The 15,707-nt window shown below is 34.7% G+C and carries 15 protein-coding genes, 2 pseudogenes and 1 riboswitch; of the genes and pseudogenes, 7 read left to right on the plus strand and 10 right to left on the minus strand.

All coding sequences use genetic code 11. From position 1 onward, the window contains the following. Window positions 1-19: 19 nt before the first annotated feature. The 7 genes and pseudogenes from THYS13_RS05075 to THYS13_RS14130 form a co-directional block, all read right to left on the minus strand. Complete coding sequence (locus THYS13_RS05075) at window positions 20-1,240, minus strand: patatin-like phospholipase family protein (RefSeq protein WP_042833429.1); 1,221 nt, start codon at window positions 1,238-1,240, stop codon at window positions 20-22. Between the two features lie 23 nt (window positions 1,241-1,263). Then, window positions 1,264-1,851, minus strand: a complete 588-nt coding sequence (locus THYS13_RS05080) for a carboxymuconolactone decarboxylase family protein (protein WP_042833430.1) — start codon at window positions 1,849-1,851, stop codon at window positions 1,264-1,266. Between the two features lie 90 nt (window positions 1,852-1,941). Then, a complete protein-coding gene (locus THYS13_RS05085) occupies window positions 1,942-2,727 on the minus strand; it encodes an alpha/beta hydrolase (protein ID WP_042833432.1) in 786 nt (261 codons plus the stop codon). A 259-nt stretch (window positions 2,728-2,986) separates the two neighbouring features. After that, window positions 2,987-3,223, minus strand: a complete 237-nt coding sequence (locus THYS13_RS05090; RefSeq protein ID WP_042833434.1) for a hypothetical protein — start codon at window positions 3,221-3,223, stop codon at window positions 2,987-2,989. 20 nt (window positions 3,224-3,243) lie between these two features. Continuing rightward, on the minus strand, window positions 3,244-4,602 hold the full coding sequence (gene rlmD / locus THYS13_RS05095; protein WP_369819198.1) for a 23S rRNA (uracil(1939)-C(5))-methyltransferase RlmD: 1,359 nt from the start codon (window positions 4,600-4,602) through the stop codon (window positions 3,244-3,246). A 147-nt stretch (window positions 4,603-4,749) separates the two neighbouring features. Next, window positions 4,750-6,183: pseudogene (locus THYS13_RS05100) on the minus strand (IS200/IS605 family accessory protein TnpB-related protein); the annotation flags it as partial. Between the two features lie 11 nt (window positions 6,184-6,194). Beyond that, window positions 6,195-6,272: pseudogene (locus THYS13_RS14130) on the minus strand (IS607 family transposase); the annotation flags it as partial. A gap of 214 nt (window positions 6,273-6,486) precedes the next feature. On the opposite strand from THYS13_RS14130, the gene THYS13_RS05105 reads away from it, so the two are divergent. The 6 genes from THYS13_RS05105 (at window position 6,487) to THYS13_RS05125 (ending at window position 9,728) form a co-directional block, all read left to right on the plus strand. After that, window positions 6,487-6,903 carry a HutP family protein gene (locus tag THYS13_RS05105; protein WP_029688614.1) on the plus strand — a complete coding sequence of 139 codons (417 nt, stop codon included), beginning with the start codon at window positions 6,487-6,489 and terminating at the stop codon, window positions 6,901-6,903. A gap of 72 nt (window positions 6,904-6,975) precedes the next feature. Further along, a complete protein-coding gene (locus THYS13_RS14390; protein ID WP_201035655.1) occupies window positions 6,976-7,122 on the plus strand; it encodes a hypothetical protein in 147 nt (48 codons plus the stop codon). Between the two features lie 12 nt (window positions 7,123-7,134). Further along, window positions 7,135-8,262: a sodium ion-translocating decarboxylase subunit beta gene (locus THYS13_RS05110; protein ID WP_042833436.1), complete on the plus strand. Its 1,128-nt coding sequence runs from the start codon at window positions 7,135-7,137 to the stop codon at window positions 8,260-8,262. A 444-nt stretch (window positions 8,263-8,706) separates the two neighbouring features. Continuing rightward, on the plus strand, window positions 8,707-8,880 hold the full coding sequence (locus THYS13_RS05115; RefSeq protein WP_065214130.1) for a spore coat associated protein CotJA: 174 nt from the start codon (window positions 8,707-8,709) through the stop codon (window positions 8,878-8,880). A 4-nt stretch (window positions 8,881-8,884) separates the two neighbouring features. Beyond that, on the plus strand, window positions 8,885-9,142 hold the full coding sequence (locus tag THYS13_RS05120; protein WP_042833437.1) for a spore coat protein CotJB: 258 nt from the start codon (window positions 8,885-8,887) through the stop codon (window positions 9,140-9,142). 13 nt (window positions 9,143-9,155) lie between these two features. Then, entirely contained in the window at window positions 9,156-9,728 is a 573-nt protein-coding gene (locus THYS13_RS05125; RefSeq protein WP_042833438.1) for a manganese catalase family protein, read from the plus strand. Between the two features lie 16 nt (window positions 9,729-9,744). On the opposite strand, the gene THYS13_RS05130 is transcribed toward THYS13_RS05125, so the two are convergent. Genes THYS13_RS05130 through THYS13_RS05140 form a run of 3 tightly spaced genes read right to left on the minus strand, consistent with a single transcriptional unit; the run spans window position 9,745 to window position 13,562 of the window. Next, window positions 9,745-10,245, minus strand: coding sequence for a YbaK/EbsC family protein (locus THYS13_RS05130; RefSeq protein ID WP_052210467.1), 501 nt, complete (start codon window positions 10,243-10,245; stop codon window positions 9,745-9,747). Next, the gene (locus tag THYS13_RS05135) at window positions 10,214-12,637 is read right to left on the minus strand and encodes a homocysteine S-methyltransferase family protein (protein ID WP_042833439.1); all 2,424 of its coding nucleotides are present in this window, start codon (window positions 12,635-12,637) and stop codon (window positions 10,214-10,216) included. The genes THYS13_RS05130 and THYS13_RS05135 overlap by 32 nt, the downstream gene beginning before the upstream one ends. 13 nt (window positions 12,638-12,650) lie before the next feature. After that, the gene (locus THYS13_RS05140; RefSeq protein WP_042833440.1) at window positions 12,651-13,562 is read right to left on the minus strand and encodes a methylenetetrahydrofolate reductase; all 912 of its coding nucleotides are present in this window, start codon (window positions 13,560-13,562) and stop codon (window positions 12,651-12,653) included. Between the two features lie 63 nt (window positions 13,563-13,625). Next, window positions 13,626-13,730, minus strand: a riboswitch (SAM riboswitch). 309 nt (window positions 13,731-14,039) lie between these two features. Here THYS13_RS05140 and glgP point away from each other — a divergent pair. Then, window positions 14,040-15,665, plus strand: coding sequence for an alpha-glucan family phosphorylase (gene glgP / locus THYS13_RS05145; protein ID WP_042833441.1), 1,626 nt, complete (start codon window positions 14,040-14,042; stop codon window positions 15,663-15,665). Window positions 15,666-15,707 lie beyond the last annotated feature (42 nt).

Genomic DNA, 15,707 nt, shown 5'->3' on the forward strand with positions numbered 1-15,707 from the left:
TAAGCACTCTTACAGTAAGTTAACTAAAAATAACTTTCCCGACTTCCTTTATAACTTCGTTTTTAGTAAATATAGAAAGCATATCTATCTTTTTAATTACCCTTTCTATTATTTCTTCTATTTCTTCTTTATCTTCCTCAACAACTTCTTTGTCACAATTAATTTTCTCCCTTACAGCGCTAGTTAACTTTTCGTAGGTATAAACCCTAAATCTCTCTACTTCATAAATCTCCGCCAGATTTTCTAAAAGAGTTAAAAATATTTCATCGTAATCGGCATCAACTTTCAAATCCAATAAGGAGCACAATTTAGGAATAATAACTTCAAACAAAGCTCTCTTTGCTGGAATTTCTTTATTTACTCTAAAGATAACCTTTAAATTTTCAATTCTTCTTTCCTCTAAATTCATAAGGTAACGGATAAAATATTCCTTTTCCCCTTTCGGTTCGATATAATACTTATTTCCCTTTAGTCCTTTTAAAGCCTTTAAACCATCAAAGTATCCTAATTTAAGGTTATACCTTACAACATTTTTATCAAAATCCAAAATCCCTCCCAAATCTTCCTTTGGAGAAATAACTAATGTATTTAAACCTTTAAAATCAATTTTTTTGACTATGCCAAAACTGCCAGTCCTTATGATTATCAAATCTTTATAGCCTTTTTTTATGAGTAAATCAGCCGGAAGATTGTTGTATACTCCTCCATCCAGATAACTTTTTCCATCAATTTTCTCTCTTTTAAAGACAGGTAAATAAGCACTTGCCATCAAATAATCCACAAGCTTACCATAAGGTATGTCTTCAATATATAGTTCCATAGGCTTAAAATCACTTAAAGAAACAGTAACAATCGCAAAGTCTTTTCCTGAATTTCTTATCTTATTTTCGTCTATAACCTCTTTTAACAAATTCTTAAGAGGAGATATATCAAGTCCACCCTCCTCAATAATTCCCTTTAGCAACTGCGTAACCAAAAAAATATCTTCTCTTCTCCATCTTCCTTTCTTAAGCCTCTCAATTTCATCATCATTAGCCTTAATGACTTTAGAATAAGAAATATCATGCCACAGTTCATAAGCTTTTTCAAAATTACCCTGTGCAATAATAGCGCCATTTAAAGCTCCAACAGAAGTCCCTGCTACCCCTCTTACATCTATGCCTTCTTCAGCCAAAGCTTTGTAAGCTCCTATCTGATATGCACCCCTTGCACCTCCACCCTCTAAAACAATTCCGTACATTTTCCCCACCCCTATTTTACAACTCAATTTTTAGCATTAGCGGCATGATTTACTTTCCTTTTAAAAAGTTGATTAATCAATGCAGCAGGTACAAATACAAAGATTCCAAAAATTATACTCAATTCATCCTTTAAATTACTGTTTTTATAAGGTTTCCCCTTTAGCCTGTTTGCCAAAGCGTTAAAGGCATTTCCATGGGTATTCCCTACCATTATTGCCCTTATGGCTCTCATAATACTATATGTATAATCTTCCCCATAAGTCTCTACAAGCTTTTTATATGCCTCTTCATCAAAATTTCCTGCTGTCTCCGCATAGTGCTCAGCAAAGAGTATAGCAACTAATTGATCATCCGGCACATCGCCAAACTCTCCCTTTAATAATTTTTTTACTTCCTCATTGGACATACCAGCTCTTAAAGCTTCTTTAGCATGAAAATAACTGCAGTAAGGACATCCATTTACTTGTGTCACTGCCAGCATAATTCTTTCCATAAAGTCTTTACTCAATTTTACTCTTTTTTTAGGTTTAGGCTGTCCTTTGTTTGTTAAAAAATCCTCAACAAATCTATAAAAAGTTTTGGTATTATAAAATCTATTTTCTTTTTCCATAACTATTTAACCTCCAATTTAAGACCTACTATTTTAGTATGTTATATCAAATCTTTAAAAAATATATAAAAACTTAAAGGATAGCACTTGCTATCCCTTTAAATTTTCTTTAAAGAAATTAATAGACTCTTCTATAGCCTTTTTCTCCCATTCTAACTTATTGAAAGTGTGATCTGCACCTTCAATGGTAATTCGCTTTGCATTGCCTTTATATACCTCTTCAAGTATTTTATCTGATACCTCATATTTTACCGCTGCATCTTCTGTGCCATGAACTATCAAAACCGGTTTATCATACCCTTTGGAAAGTTCAAATATATTTAGTTTTATCAAGTCGTCTATAAATTCTTTACTCAAAGCTAAGCCTCCGATGTCAATTATTCCCTCTCTTTCAAGCATTCCTAGCATTTTTTCATCAGCACTTTTACTTTGCTCCAAAATCAATTCTGGCATGTTAAAAGCAGGTGCCCAAAGAACTAAAACCTTTATTTCCTCCTTTAGCTCACTTGCGATGACTCCAGCCACTGCTCCTCCCATGCTAAGCCCTAAAATACCTATATTTTCTACATCCGCCATAGGTTCATTTTTTATAAATTTTATTATTTGCCTTGCATCTTCCAACTCTCCACTAAAAGTCATTTCGCTAAAATCTCCATCACTTTCCCCAGAACCGTAAAAATCAAACCTAATGCTACCTATACCCACTTTTTCCAGCTGTCGTGAAAGCTTTACAAAAATAAAGTGAGGCTCCATTTTATTGCCAGTAAAACCGTGGAAAATAGCCACCATAGGGACTTTTCCTTGAATACCGTCAGGTAAGTGCATCATACCTCTTAATGTTTTTCCATTATAAGTAAATTCAACATGCTTTTGCATAATTTCACCCCTCTTTGTTTTCTAACATTTAGTATACCACACCTTTGAAATAATTACCATATAGTTATACCCCGTTATTTGGAACTCCCATGCTTTTTTAATCTTTTTTGATCAGCTTTTCAATAATATCGCTTAACTTGGAGTACGGTCTTAATTTTTTTATAAAAATTGCATTAGCCATAAAATTTAACTGTAAATTTTATAAAAATGGTATAATATCTTTAATAGAACCTGCTTCATCATTTTTTTACTATGACATCTATTTCAAAGTCGACAGTTTCTTAGCATATCGTTCTTCATTGTATACTTCATGATTTTTTAGCACATCGTATATTTCTTCTATTAATATTGCGGCGATTTTTTCTTTTGCCTGTTGTTCTGTGTATCCCGATTTTTTCAGTCTTTCCAGTGTCACTTTGGTAATTGGTGGATTATTGTCTCTAATCTGGTTATTTACAACCTCTAAAATAATCCTTTTTAAATTCTGATTGGCCAAAACAGCTCACCTCCTCATTCTTACTTTCTTTCTATTAAAACTACCGTCTCAACATGATAAGTATGAGGAAACATGTCTACACATTTTACTTTTTCTACTTTATATCCTTTTTCACTAAAAATTTTTAAATCTCTTGCAAGAGATTCAGGATTACAAGAAACATAAACTACTTTTTGAGGGTTGAATTTTATAATATCTTCAAGAACTTTTGGATTGATTCCAGACCTTGGAGGGTCCACAATCACCACATCAGGTTTTTCTTTTATCTCCTTTAACTTTTGAGATACATCGCCAGCAATAAAAGTGCAATTTTCAAGGCCGTTTAGTTTGGCATTCTCTCTTGCCGACATAACTGCTTCTTCTACTAGTTCTATCCCAATTACCTTTTTAGCCATTGGAGCCATAATTATACCTATGGTCCCTGTACCGGAGTACAAATCAAAAACTATTTTGTCAGATACATCTCCTGCAAATTCCCTCACCGTCTCATAAAGTTTTTCTGCCCCGTATGAATTGGTCTGAAAAAAAGAAAATGCACTTATTTTAAATTTTAAATCCAAAATCTCTTCTATTAGATAATCTCTTCCATATAGCACTTCCAATCTTTCGCATACTACAGCATCTGACCAGGAATCGTTTTGAGTATGTAGTACACCCACAAGACGACTTCCAAAATTCGCATTTTTATATATCTCAATAAGCTCTGTAAAGTCATGTTGCAACTGTGTTGTCGTCACAATGTTTAACAAAATCTCTCCTGATTTTGATGCTTTTCTCACAACCAAATGTCTCAAAAAGCCTTCATGAGTCTTTTTATCATAAAAAGGTAGTCCTTTTTTTATTGCATAATCAAAAGTAAGATTTAAAGCTTTGAGAAAGTCATCATCAACAATATTACACTTATCTGTCATAACCACTTCATAAAATCGACCTTTTCTATGAAGTCCTAACGTCCCATTGCCTTCTTTATCTTTTCCAAAAGTGTATTCCATTTTATTCCTATAACCATGCTCTTTAGGACTTTTCCCAATACCTAAAAATTCATAATCTCTTATTCCTTCTTTTTCAAAAAGCTTTTTCACAATATCTTCTTTTATCTCAAGTTGATCTTGATAGCTAACATTTTGATAAGTACAGCCGCCACAGTCCCCAAAGTGAGGGCAAAGGCTTTGCTTCTCCAAAGTAGAATTCTCTATTACTTCCACTATTTCGCCTTCTACCATATCCTTTTTTACTTTTTTAACTTTTGCCTTTATTTTTTGCCCCAAAAGTGCTCCTTTTATTTTTACTTTTTCCCCCTCAAAATAGCCTATCCCAAATCCACCAAATTCCATCTCTTTTACGTCAACTGTGATAACATCGTTTTTTCTCACTGTCATTCCTGGTTACCCAAACTGTACAAAAATGTACAGTTTAGATAGCTGGGGTATTTGTAGTCCGCCCTTCAGACTTTTCCCAGCCCCAGCAGGCGGTATTTGGGAAAGCCATAGCCCCTGCCCCAAGAAACAGGAACTCACGCCCTTATCCGGGTCTCCCCACTTACCCTGAATTAGTAATTCCTTCAGGGTAGAGAAGTCTCTTGGCACCTTCTCAGGAGAGAGTGGCGTTACCACCGCTACCTTGAGAACTCGTCAGAAATCATAGGCACTAAAACTTGTTCCATCCAGAGGTTCTAGCACCCTTCCTGGCTCACTCTCAAGGCTTTGTAAAAATTTTATTGCTCTATTTATTTCCTTTATGTGCTTTTTCTTTATATGCTTGTTTCTGACTGTTTTCTTTACCTGCTCTTTTAATTCTTCTAATTCATTTACAGTTAATGTATTGAGAAACTTTATATAATTGTCTGGTATCTTTTCTTGCAGTCCTAATCCCCTTTTTGCTATTACATAGGCTGCTGCTATATCTTTTGTTATCATATACTGTGGTGCATATTTTAACATGCCTATTATTGATGTGTAAGAAGGGTCTACCTCTATTACTTCTATCCCTTCTCTTTTTGCTAGTGTTTTTATTTTTGAAAGAAGTGATTTATAGCTAAAATTATGTCTTATCCTCCTTGATTTTCTCCCTGAAAAGTCTCCTCTTTTGCCTTTTTCTTTTATTTCTAATTCTTCAATTACTATTGCTTTTCCTTTCTCTTTTGCTATTTTTACTATCTCATGAGCATATTTCCATCTGAAATATTCTCTTTTGTCTTTATTTCCACTTGCAAGCTCTGGCATTGGTATTTTATTACAGCTTATTAGATTGCCTTTTTCATCTGTTTCTGTCCATGATATGTTGTCTGGACATGCGTTTATGTCTATTCCTATGACTCCTTTTTCTTTTGTTATTTTTATTTCTGGATATTCTTCTTCTATAGCAAAATAGGCGTATATACTGCCATTTTTAAGTTTTAATTCTACAGAGTAGGGTATGCTTGATTGGGCAATTTCCTGAAGGAGTTCTTCTCTGCTTTTATTCTTTTTATATCCTGCCTCTATTCTGGCATATACATATTTTCTTTCCCTTACATTTATCCTTAAGAAAGTGCCATTTTCTTTTACTTCTATTCTTGTGTTGAGATTTCCTTTTTTGCTTTTATCTCCTCTTGAATAAAGATTTCCTTTTCTCTTCTCCTGCCACCTAATTTTTAATTTTTGATATTCTTTCCCGTTTATATGGCGTTTTTGTAGTTTTTTAAACAAGTCTCTTCCTGCAAAAATGACTTTCTTTGGATTGTTGTCTAATTGTCTAGATGATTCTAATACACCTCTTGCTTTCATTATTGCATCATCTACATATCTTGAGTTTAAGTTAAAAATCCCTTGAAGCTCTCTTTTTAGTGTGTTTCTATTATAACCTTCTAAGAGTCTCTTATATGCAAATCTCATGCATGATGACCATCTTCTCATTAAGTCTAATACTATTTGTTTGTCTTCTTGATTTAAAAAAATGAGTTTAGCCTGTATTACTATCATGTTTTTTGCCACCCTTCTACTTCCCAGTTTATTAACGTAATTCTGCTTATATCATGCAGCTCTTTAACCTTTTTTATAGGTAATAACATTCATTATCACCTAATTAAAATTATATCATTTTTTACTACTAATTTTAACTGTTTTGACCTCCTTTGCTATCTAGATTATACCTTATTTTGCTCAATAATTCTAATATTAAAATGTTTTCATCAAAAAATAAAATAACCTTTACATAATTTTAATAACGTTGTATACTAATACTGGGTGAAAGAGTGAAAGAGTGAGAAAGGATGAAGAATTAAAGTGTTTATAAACAACTTAACAGTTGCAAAAGGAGCCATAGTATTGTCTCTTTCCTCAAATAGAGAGGAAGAAGAAGAAATCAAAAAACTTCTCATAGAAAAAGGTTACAAATGCGCCGTAACAGAGCTGGGAGGTAAAAGCAGCGAATTCAATGAAAAAATAGTCTCTGCAGTGGTAGGAGCAGCTTTAAACAATAATGTAATTGAAAAAAATCCAACTTCTATGCACGCCCTCTTACATGCTACAATTGAAGCTGTAAAATCTTTATCCTTGACTTTGCCCTTAGATGTAAGCCTTATGATGAAAATTGCAGTTGTAGTAGATAACACATGGATTGCAGTTTCAATGTTTGGAAAATCAGCCCTACATCCTCTCACAAATCATGAAAGACTTGGTTTTGGAATAATGCACTTATAAAGTACATAAGGAGAGGCAGAGAGAAAGAGTCATAAATACTATGGCTCTTTTATTTTTTCAGGAGGTGAAATAATGGTACCAGATACAATTTTAGGAGCTATATATTTGTCAATCATCGACATGGTTTTGTTATCAATGCTTCTTTTATTAATTGGTGCTATATTATCAAATATATTTCCGTTATTTGGTAAAATTGAAAAATTTATTAACAAAAAATAAGGAGTGACACAAATGGATATTCTCTTAAAGCTTTTTAAGGATATGATACAAACTACGGGGCTTGTTCATTTAACTTTGGGCAATATCTTTTTAATCTTTGTGGGAATATTTCTCATATATTTAGCTATTGTAAAAAAATATGAGCCATTTTTACTTCTACCAATAGGTTTTGGCAGTATTGTAGCAAACATACCAGCTACTGATTTATTACAACCTGGAGGACTCATATACTTTTTTTACTTAGGGGTTGAAAAAGTTATCTATCCTCCCCTTATCTTCCTCGGCGTAGGTGCCATGACAGACTTTGGGCCTATGATTGCGAATCCTAGTTTAATGATTTTAGGTGCTTTTGCCCATATAGGAATATTTATAGCATTAATAGGAGCTAAACTTTTAGGTTTTAGTATATTTGAATCAGGTGCTATAGGAATAATTGGCGGGGCAGACGGTCCAATGGCAATTTATGTAACTCAAAAATTAGCTCCCCACCTTATGGCTCAAATTTCTGTCGCTGCGTATTCTTATATGGCATTAATGCCTTTAATACAACCTCCTATCATGAGATTACTTACTACAAAAGAGGAAAGGCAAATAATGATGAAACAGATGAGACCCGTTTCAAAAACAGAAAAAATCGCTTTTCCTATTGTCATAACTATTTTAATAGATTTACTACTTCCTCCAATTGCTCCTCTTATAACAATGTTAATGTTAGGAAATCTTCTAAAAGAATCGGGAGTTGTAGATAGGCTTGCAAAAACAGCCAGTGGAGAATTTATGAATGTAATTACAATATTGTTAGGAGTTTCTATAGGCTCTACCATGAAAGCAGATACTTTTTTAACCATTAAGACATTAGAAATAATCGTCTTAGGGCTTATAGCTTTCATGACAGGAACAGCTGGAGGTATACTGGGAGCTAAGTTTTTAAATAAGCTCTCTGGTGGAAAGATAAATCCCCTTATAGGTTCTGCAGGTATAGCTTCTGTTCCAATAGCTGCGAGAGTATCACACTCTGTAGCCATAAAAGAAAATCCTTACAACTTTTTAATAATGCACGCCATGGGGCCAAACCTTGCCGGAGTTTTTGGAACGGCAATAGCAGGTGGAATAATGCTTGTACTATTAGGAGTTCATTAAAACAGCCAAAATGGCTGTTTTAGACTGTAGACAAACTTTCGTAAAGGAGATATTTTGCATAAGAAGCGACTTATGACAAAGCGGCCCGGCACTCAAGTAAGAAAGTTTATAAAACAAAAATAGAAAAAACAAGCATGCTTACTTGAGTGCCGGGAAACTTAGCAAGACCGAGGGTGGAGGCAGGGCCGAAGCCATGGATGGCGAAGGCGGGCACCTTAAGGCAAGGAGGCCGATTGTGCCCGGTACCCTGCCGGAGCGCGAAGGTCGAGCTTTAGTTTTGTCGCTTTGGAACATCGGAGCGACGATGCAAAATATCTCCTTTGAATATTTTTTTAACTTTGTCAACAAACTGAAACAGCCAAAATGGCTGTTTTTTTTATTGTATCACAAACATATATACAAGAATATTATATTAGTAAAACTACAGATTTGGAGGTTTAAAAAATGTACGACTATAATCCTTATATACAAGATTATGCTTTTCCTTCTCTAAAGCTTGCACAAGCTTATGTGCCTTTACAGAAGTATGTATCTCTTTATCCTCCGGAAGAAGCCATTAAAAAAGGCACTGTCTTTCCTGAACTTGATATGCCTTATGTAGGCGAAAAAATGAGGTGATAAAATGGATGGCAATCAAATATCTATGCTTAAGAAAATCATGGAAATAGAGTTTACCTGCACAGATTTGAATCTATATTTAGATACTCATCCCGAGGACCAAAAAGCTCTTCAAGACTACAACTATTATTCTAATCAATTGTCTATGCTAAAACAGCAATATGAACAATTTTACGGACCTTTGATGGTTTTTGGTCATTCACAAAGTCAATATCCTTGGAAATGGGTAGATGACCCATGGCCTTGGGAAATAGAATATTGAGGAGGACTTTGCTATGTGGGTTTATGAAAAGAAACTACAATATCCTGCCAAAGTATGCAAACCAGATATAAAAATGGCAAAATACCTAATCGCCCAATATGGAGGCCCTGATGGAGAATTGGCAGCCGCCTTAAGATACCAAACTCAGCGATTCGTCATGCCTACGGGAAAAACAAAAGCAGTTTTGACAGATATTGCTACAGAAGAATTAGCACACCTTGAAATAATAGCAACTCTTGTTTTCAAACTTTTAAAAGGAGTACCAGTAGAAATATTAAAAAGAGAAGGATTAGGGGAATACTATACAGAACATGATAGAGGCTTATTCTACGCAGATACAACTGGAATGCTGTGGACCGCCGCCTATATCCAGGCTAAAGGAGATGCAATCGCTGATCTACACGAAGATATGGCAGCCGAAGAAAAAGCAAGAGCAACTTATGAACATTTAATAAATCTCACAGATGACCCTTGTGTAAAAGATACTCTAAGGTTTTTGAGAGAAAGAGAGATTGTACACTTTCAAAGATTTGGAGAGACTTTAGTTCAGGTAAGAGAATATATGGAAAGTAAAAAATTCTTTTAAAAAAGTAGATGTATGTCTATTGGCATACATCTACCCATTTTCCTTCTACTATTTTATCAAGGTCCTTAACTTTTATGGTAACAGCAGCGTTTACGTCGCCAGCAGCAGGATATACTACATCATAATTTTTTAAAGACACATCATAATATACTTTAACCGGATTTTTCAATCCATAAGGACAAACACCCCCAACAGGATGTCCTGTAACTTCTAACACCTCTTCTGGGGATGCCATTTTTGCTTTTGTCTTAAAAGTCTCTTTAAATTTTCTATTGTCTATTTTTTTATCTCCTGCTGTTATAACCATAATATATTTATCCTTTAATCTAAAAAGCATAGACTTCGCTATTTCTCCAGGAGTTACACCTATAGACTCTGCTGCTTTTTCCACAGTGCTTGTATCCTCAAAAATTTTTATTTTAATATCATATCCCTTCTCTTTAAAAAACTCTTTCACCGCTTCTACTGACACTTCAACACCACCTTTAAATACCACAAGTTTTACATAAAAGAGCATTTTTTAGGAAAAATTTATCAGCGATTTTAACTGCATCCTGAGCTGTTTTTCCGTAATAATCTGCGCCAATCTTATAAGCATATTCCTCAGTCAAAACAGCCCCGCCTACCATTATTTTCACATCAGTATCTGCTTTAAGCAGTTTGATAATTTTTTCCATGTTAAATAAAGTAGTTGTCATTAAAGCACTTAAACCTACTAATGGTGCCCCACTCCGTCTTATTTCTTCTAATATCACTTCTCCTTTTACATCCTTTCCTAAGTCAATTACATCATATCCATAGTTTTCAAGCAAAACTTTTACTATATTTTTTCCTATATCATGTACGTCTCCTTCAACAGTTGCAAGTATTATTTTGCCTTTAGATACCGAATCCTTTGGAAGCTTTTCTTTTATTATCTTAAAAGCGGTTTGCACCACTTCTGCAGAGCTTAAAAGTTGTGGCAAAAAATATATGCCTTTTTCATATCTATCTCCCACTTCTTTTAAGGCAGGAATTATTATGTTATCAACTATAGAAAGAGGTTGAACTTCTTCCTCTAAAATGTTTTTTACTATATCTTCTACTCCTGATTTTTTACCTTCTAAAATTTGTATATATAACTTTGACTTTAAATCTTCTTCCTGAATTTTTGGCTGTTCTTTTTCTTTGACCTCCTCTTTTTGCTTTTTCCCATATATATTCAGATAATTTACACTGCCTTTATCTTTATTTAGTAAAACCATTGAAGCCCTCAAAGTGTCCATCATGGCTTCATCGCAGGGATTTATAATAGCAGTAGTAAGCCCATAAGAGGCTGCCATTGCCAAAAAAGTAGAGTTTATCAGCCTTCTTTCAGGCAAACCAAAGGAAACATTGCTAAGTCCGACAACAGTATTTACTCCTAACTCTTCTTTAGCCAGTTTTACCGCTTCTAAAGTCTCAATTGCAGCCTCCTGCTCAGAAGAAACCGTAAGCACAATACAATCTATCAATATGTCCTCTTTGGGTATGCCATACTCTTCCGCTTTTTTTATAATTTTTTTCGCATTTTCAATTCTTTCATGCCTATCTTTGGGAAGCCCTTTATCTCCTACAGTAAGTCCTACAACACAAGCTCCGTATTTTTTGACAATAGGAAGCACTTCTTTTAAACTTTCCTCTTTTGCACTTACGGAGTTGATTATGGGTCTACCTCTTAAAATTCTTATAGTTTTTTCTACCGCTTTAATATTAGTGCTATCTATTTGAAGAGGAAGGTCTACTACATTTTGTATTTCAGAAACTACCTTGGGAAGTAATTGCTCCTCATCTATTCCTGGTACCCCTACATTTACATCTAATATTTCTGCTCCACATTTTTGCTGTTTTATAGCTTCCTCTACTGCTAAACCTACATCCCCGGCCAAAAAAGCTTCACTCAACTTCTTCTTCCCAGTTGGATTAATACGCTCCCCTATAACTCTTAAAGGATAATTTTCACCTATGAAAACTGTTTTTGTATTAGAAGCTACAGCTGTAAATTTGTTTACTTTGACTTTTGGCTTTAAATCTTTTACAGCCTCTTTAACAAGTTTTATATATTGTGGAGTAGTACCGCAGCACCCCCCAACTATAGAAGCACCTTTTTCAACAAGAGAAGGAAAGAAACTAGCAAATTCTTCTGGTTTTAAGTCATAAACTGTTTTGCCGTCTCTAATCACAGGCATACCTGCATTAGGTTGTGCAATAATAGGTATGCGAGAAACTTGAGACATTTTTTCCACTACACTTACCATTTTATCGGGACCTGTCGAGCAGTTAACGCCAATGGCATCTAATCCTAACCCTTGTAAACTAACTACTACAGTTATAGGGTCTGACCCCATGAGAGTCCTTCCATCTTCTTGAAAAGTCATTGTACATATAACTTTCATGTTTGAATTCTCTTTAGCAGCAAGAATGGCAGCTTTTGCCTCCAGCATATCTGACATTGTTTCAATTAAAACAATATCTGCTCCTGCACTTTCTGCAGCTATAACTACTTCTTTAAAAACATCATAAGCCTCATCAAAAGTCATGTCTCCATAGGGGGTCAAAAGCTCGCCAATAGGTCCTATAGAAAGTGCAACGGGTTTATCTTTTGCAGCTTCTTTAGCTATTTTGACTGCTTGAGTGACAATATTGAAAACCTCATTTTCTAGTCCATATTTTGCTAATTTTATCCTATTAGCCCCAAATGTATTTGTTTCAATTACATCCGCTCCTGCTTCTATATAGGACCTGTGGATATCAAATACTACTTCTGGATGAGTTATATTCATATATTCGGGACACTCTCCCGTTTTTAAACCCCTCTCTTGAAGTTGTGTTCCCATTGCTCCATCAAAAACAATCACTCTATTTGAAAGTTCTTTAAAAATGTCTAACATTTTTTACCTCCATTTAATTCATTTGTACTTTATTTTCTTTAAAATCACAGGCCAAATCATCAACTCTTGAAATTATTTCCAACACAGCATCTGTACTTCCTAAAGGCATAATGTGAATTCCCCCAACTTCACTGCGTATCCGTTTTATAAACTCTACAGCTATGTTTATCCCTTCTTCTCTTCCTCCATCCTTTAGCCTTTCTAAAACTTTTTCTGGAATATCTATACCTGGCACTTTTTCATTTAAATTGACTGCCATCTTAAAGCTTTTAAGAGGCAATATGCCTACCAAAAGTGGTACATTGAAATTTTTAATCTTTTCAATAAACTTAAATAAAATATCTTCATCATAAACTGGCTGTGTTTGAATAAACTCTGCCCCTGCTTCTATCTTAACTTTAAGCTTTTCTATGGCCTCTTCTCTTAAATCACTTGGATTTGCAGTAGTACCTGCACAAAATTCTGTTGGTGAATCTAATTTATTGCCATTGTAATCATAACCTCTATTAAAGGCACTGATAATCTTTAAAAGCCCAATAGAATCTACATCGTATACCCCCTTGGCTTGAGGAGTGTCACCATGGGAGGGGTCGTCTCCTGTCAAAGCTAATATATTTCTTACCCCTAATGCATAAGCTCCAAGGAGTTCAGACTGAAGCCCAATTAAATTTCTGTCTCTACAGGTCAAATGAAAAATAGTTTCAATGTTTAAATGATCTTGCAAGAGGTGAGCTACTGCTATGGGACTCATTCGCATATTCGCCATAGGACAGTCCGTTATATTTAAGGCATCTACAATGCCTTTTAATTTTCTCGCTTCTTCAATAGTTTTCGTTATATCTACTCCTTTTGGCGTAGAAATTTCTGCTGTCACAACAAACTTCCTTTTCTTAAGTTTAGTACACAAATTTTCATTTTTCAACATCTATATCGCCTCCATTTTTAAAAATAAAAAAGTCTCTTCGCCAAAAGAAGAGACACTAATACTCTCTCATCTTTCAGCGAAACGCTGCTGGAATTGGCACCAAGACGCATATAAAATGCCGGTTGCCGGGTTTCATCGGGCCAGTCCCTCCACCACTCTCGATAAGAGATTTTAAAGTATTAAATTGTTAAACTATTTAAGCTATATGATACTATGGATTAACTCCTATGTCAATAGAAATTTTTTTGTCCCTCTCTAAAGATTTTGCAGGCTTTTAACTTTTTTAAAATAAATCTGTAAATTTTTTATGTTATTTGCTATACTATAATTGTAAAGAATACAAATTTTCGAGAAAGGAATGTTTTTCATGTTCTCATCTCTTATTTTTATTTATTTTTAATACTTGTGCAACCACTTGCATAATGATTTTTTTAATATTATAATATACTTAACACTTGAAAAATGAGGAGGTTTAATATGAGTAATGAAAAATTGCCAAGAGTAGCCTATTTCTGCATGGAATACGGCTTACAGTCAGATTTCAAACTATACGCAGGTGGTCTTGGCATTTTAGCAGGAGACCATCTAAAAGCTGCAAAAGAATTAGGTATGCCTTTAGTAGGAATAGGTATACTGTGGAAACAAGGCTACACAGAACAACATATTGGAGAAGATGGTTATCCCTATGATGCCTATCGCAATTACACACGCAAGTACAACTTTTTAAAGGATACAGGAGTAAAGGTAAAAGTAAAAATAAGAAACAAAGATGTATACTGCAAAGTATGGTTGGTAGACAGCTTTGACAATGCACCTTTGTATTTGCTTGACACAGATATACCAGAAAATGGAGATAGATGGATAACAGGTCAGCTTTATGGATGGTTTGGTGAAGAAAGAGTCGCACAGGAAATGGTGTTAGGCATTGGCGGAGTAAGAGCTTTAAGAGCTTTGGGAATTGATGTAGATGTTTATCATTTTAACGAAGGGCATGCAGTATTAGCAGCCATTGAGCTTATAAGAGAGAAAATGGAAAATCAAAATATGAGTTTTGAAGAGGCGTGGAAAGCTACAAGAGAAGAAGTAGTATTTACAACCCATACCCCTGTTAAAGAAGGAAACGAATCTCACGATTTAGAACTTCTCATGTACATGGGCGCAAACAATGGCCTTTCAATTGAGCAAATGGCCCAAATTGGTGGCGTTCCTTTTAATATGACAGTCGCAGGTTTGAGACTTTCTCGCATTGCAAACGGTGTCTCAAAACTTCACGGACAAACTGCAAACAAAATGTGGCAACATGTTGACAACAAAGCACCTATAATCTCCATAACCAATGGTATTGACAGAAACACTTGGATAGATAAAAGAATAATAGAAGCCTACAACAAAGGTGAAGGACTCCTACAAACTCATAATATTTTAAAACAAGAATTAATTGATTTTGTATATCAAAGGACAGGAGTTAAATTAGACACTGACAAGCTTTTGATAGGTTTTTCAAGGAGAGCTGCTCCTTACAAAAGAAGCGACCTTATATTTACCAATGACGAAGTCATAGGTGATTATTTAAGGTCTAAAAAAATTCAAATGGTTTTTTCAGGAAAAGGTCATCCATTAGATGACGTGGGTAAAAAAATTGTCGCAAAATTAATAGATATGACAAAGAAATATCCTGAAAGCGTAGTATTCCTAGAAGATTACGACATGACAATAGGAAAAATGCTTACTCGAGGCGCTGATGTGTGGTTAAACAATCCAAGAAGACCATTAGAGGCCAGTGGTACCTCCGGCATGAAAGCCGCCATGAACGGAGTGCTAAATTTAAGTATTTTAGATGGATGGTGGCCAGAAGCTTGTATAGACGGAGTAAATGGCTGGCAATTTGGGGATGGTTTTGAGTCTGACAACATAGAAGAATTAGACAAACACGACCTTGAAGCACTTTATAACGTTCTTTTAAATAAAGTAGTTCCAACCTACTACAACGATAAAGCGAAATGGGAAAATATGATGAGAGAAAGTATAAGGACGACTTATGAAGCTTTCTCAGCTAATAGAATGTTAAAAGAATACTACAATTTAATGTACACAAAAAAATAAGTCAACCCCTATTTAAAAAGGCCGCGCAATTGCCCGGCCTTT

The sequence above is a fragment of the Thermoanaerobacter sp. YS13 genome (genome assembly GCF_000806225.2).
In the GTDB taxonomy this organism is placed as follows: domain Bacteria; phylum Bacillota; class Thermoanaerobacteria; order Thermoanaerobacterales; family Thermoanaerobacteraceae; genus Thermoanaerobacter; species Thermoanaerobacter uzonensis.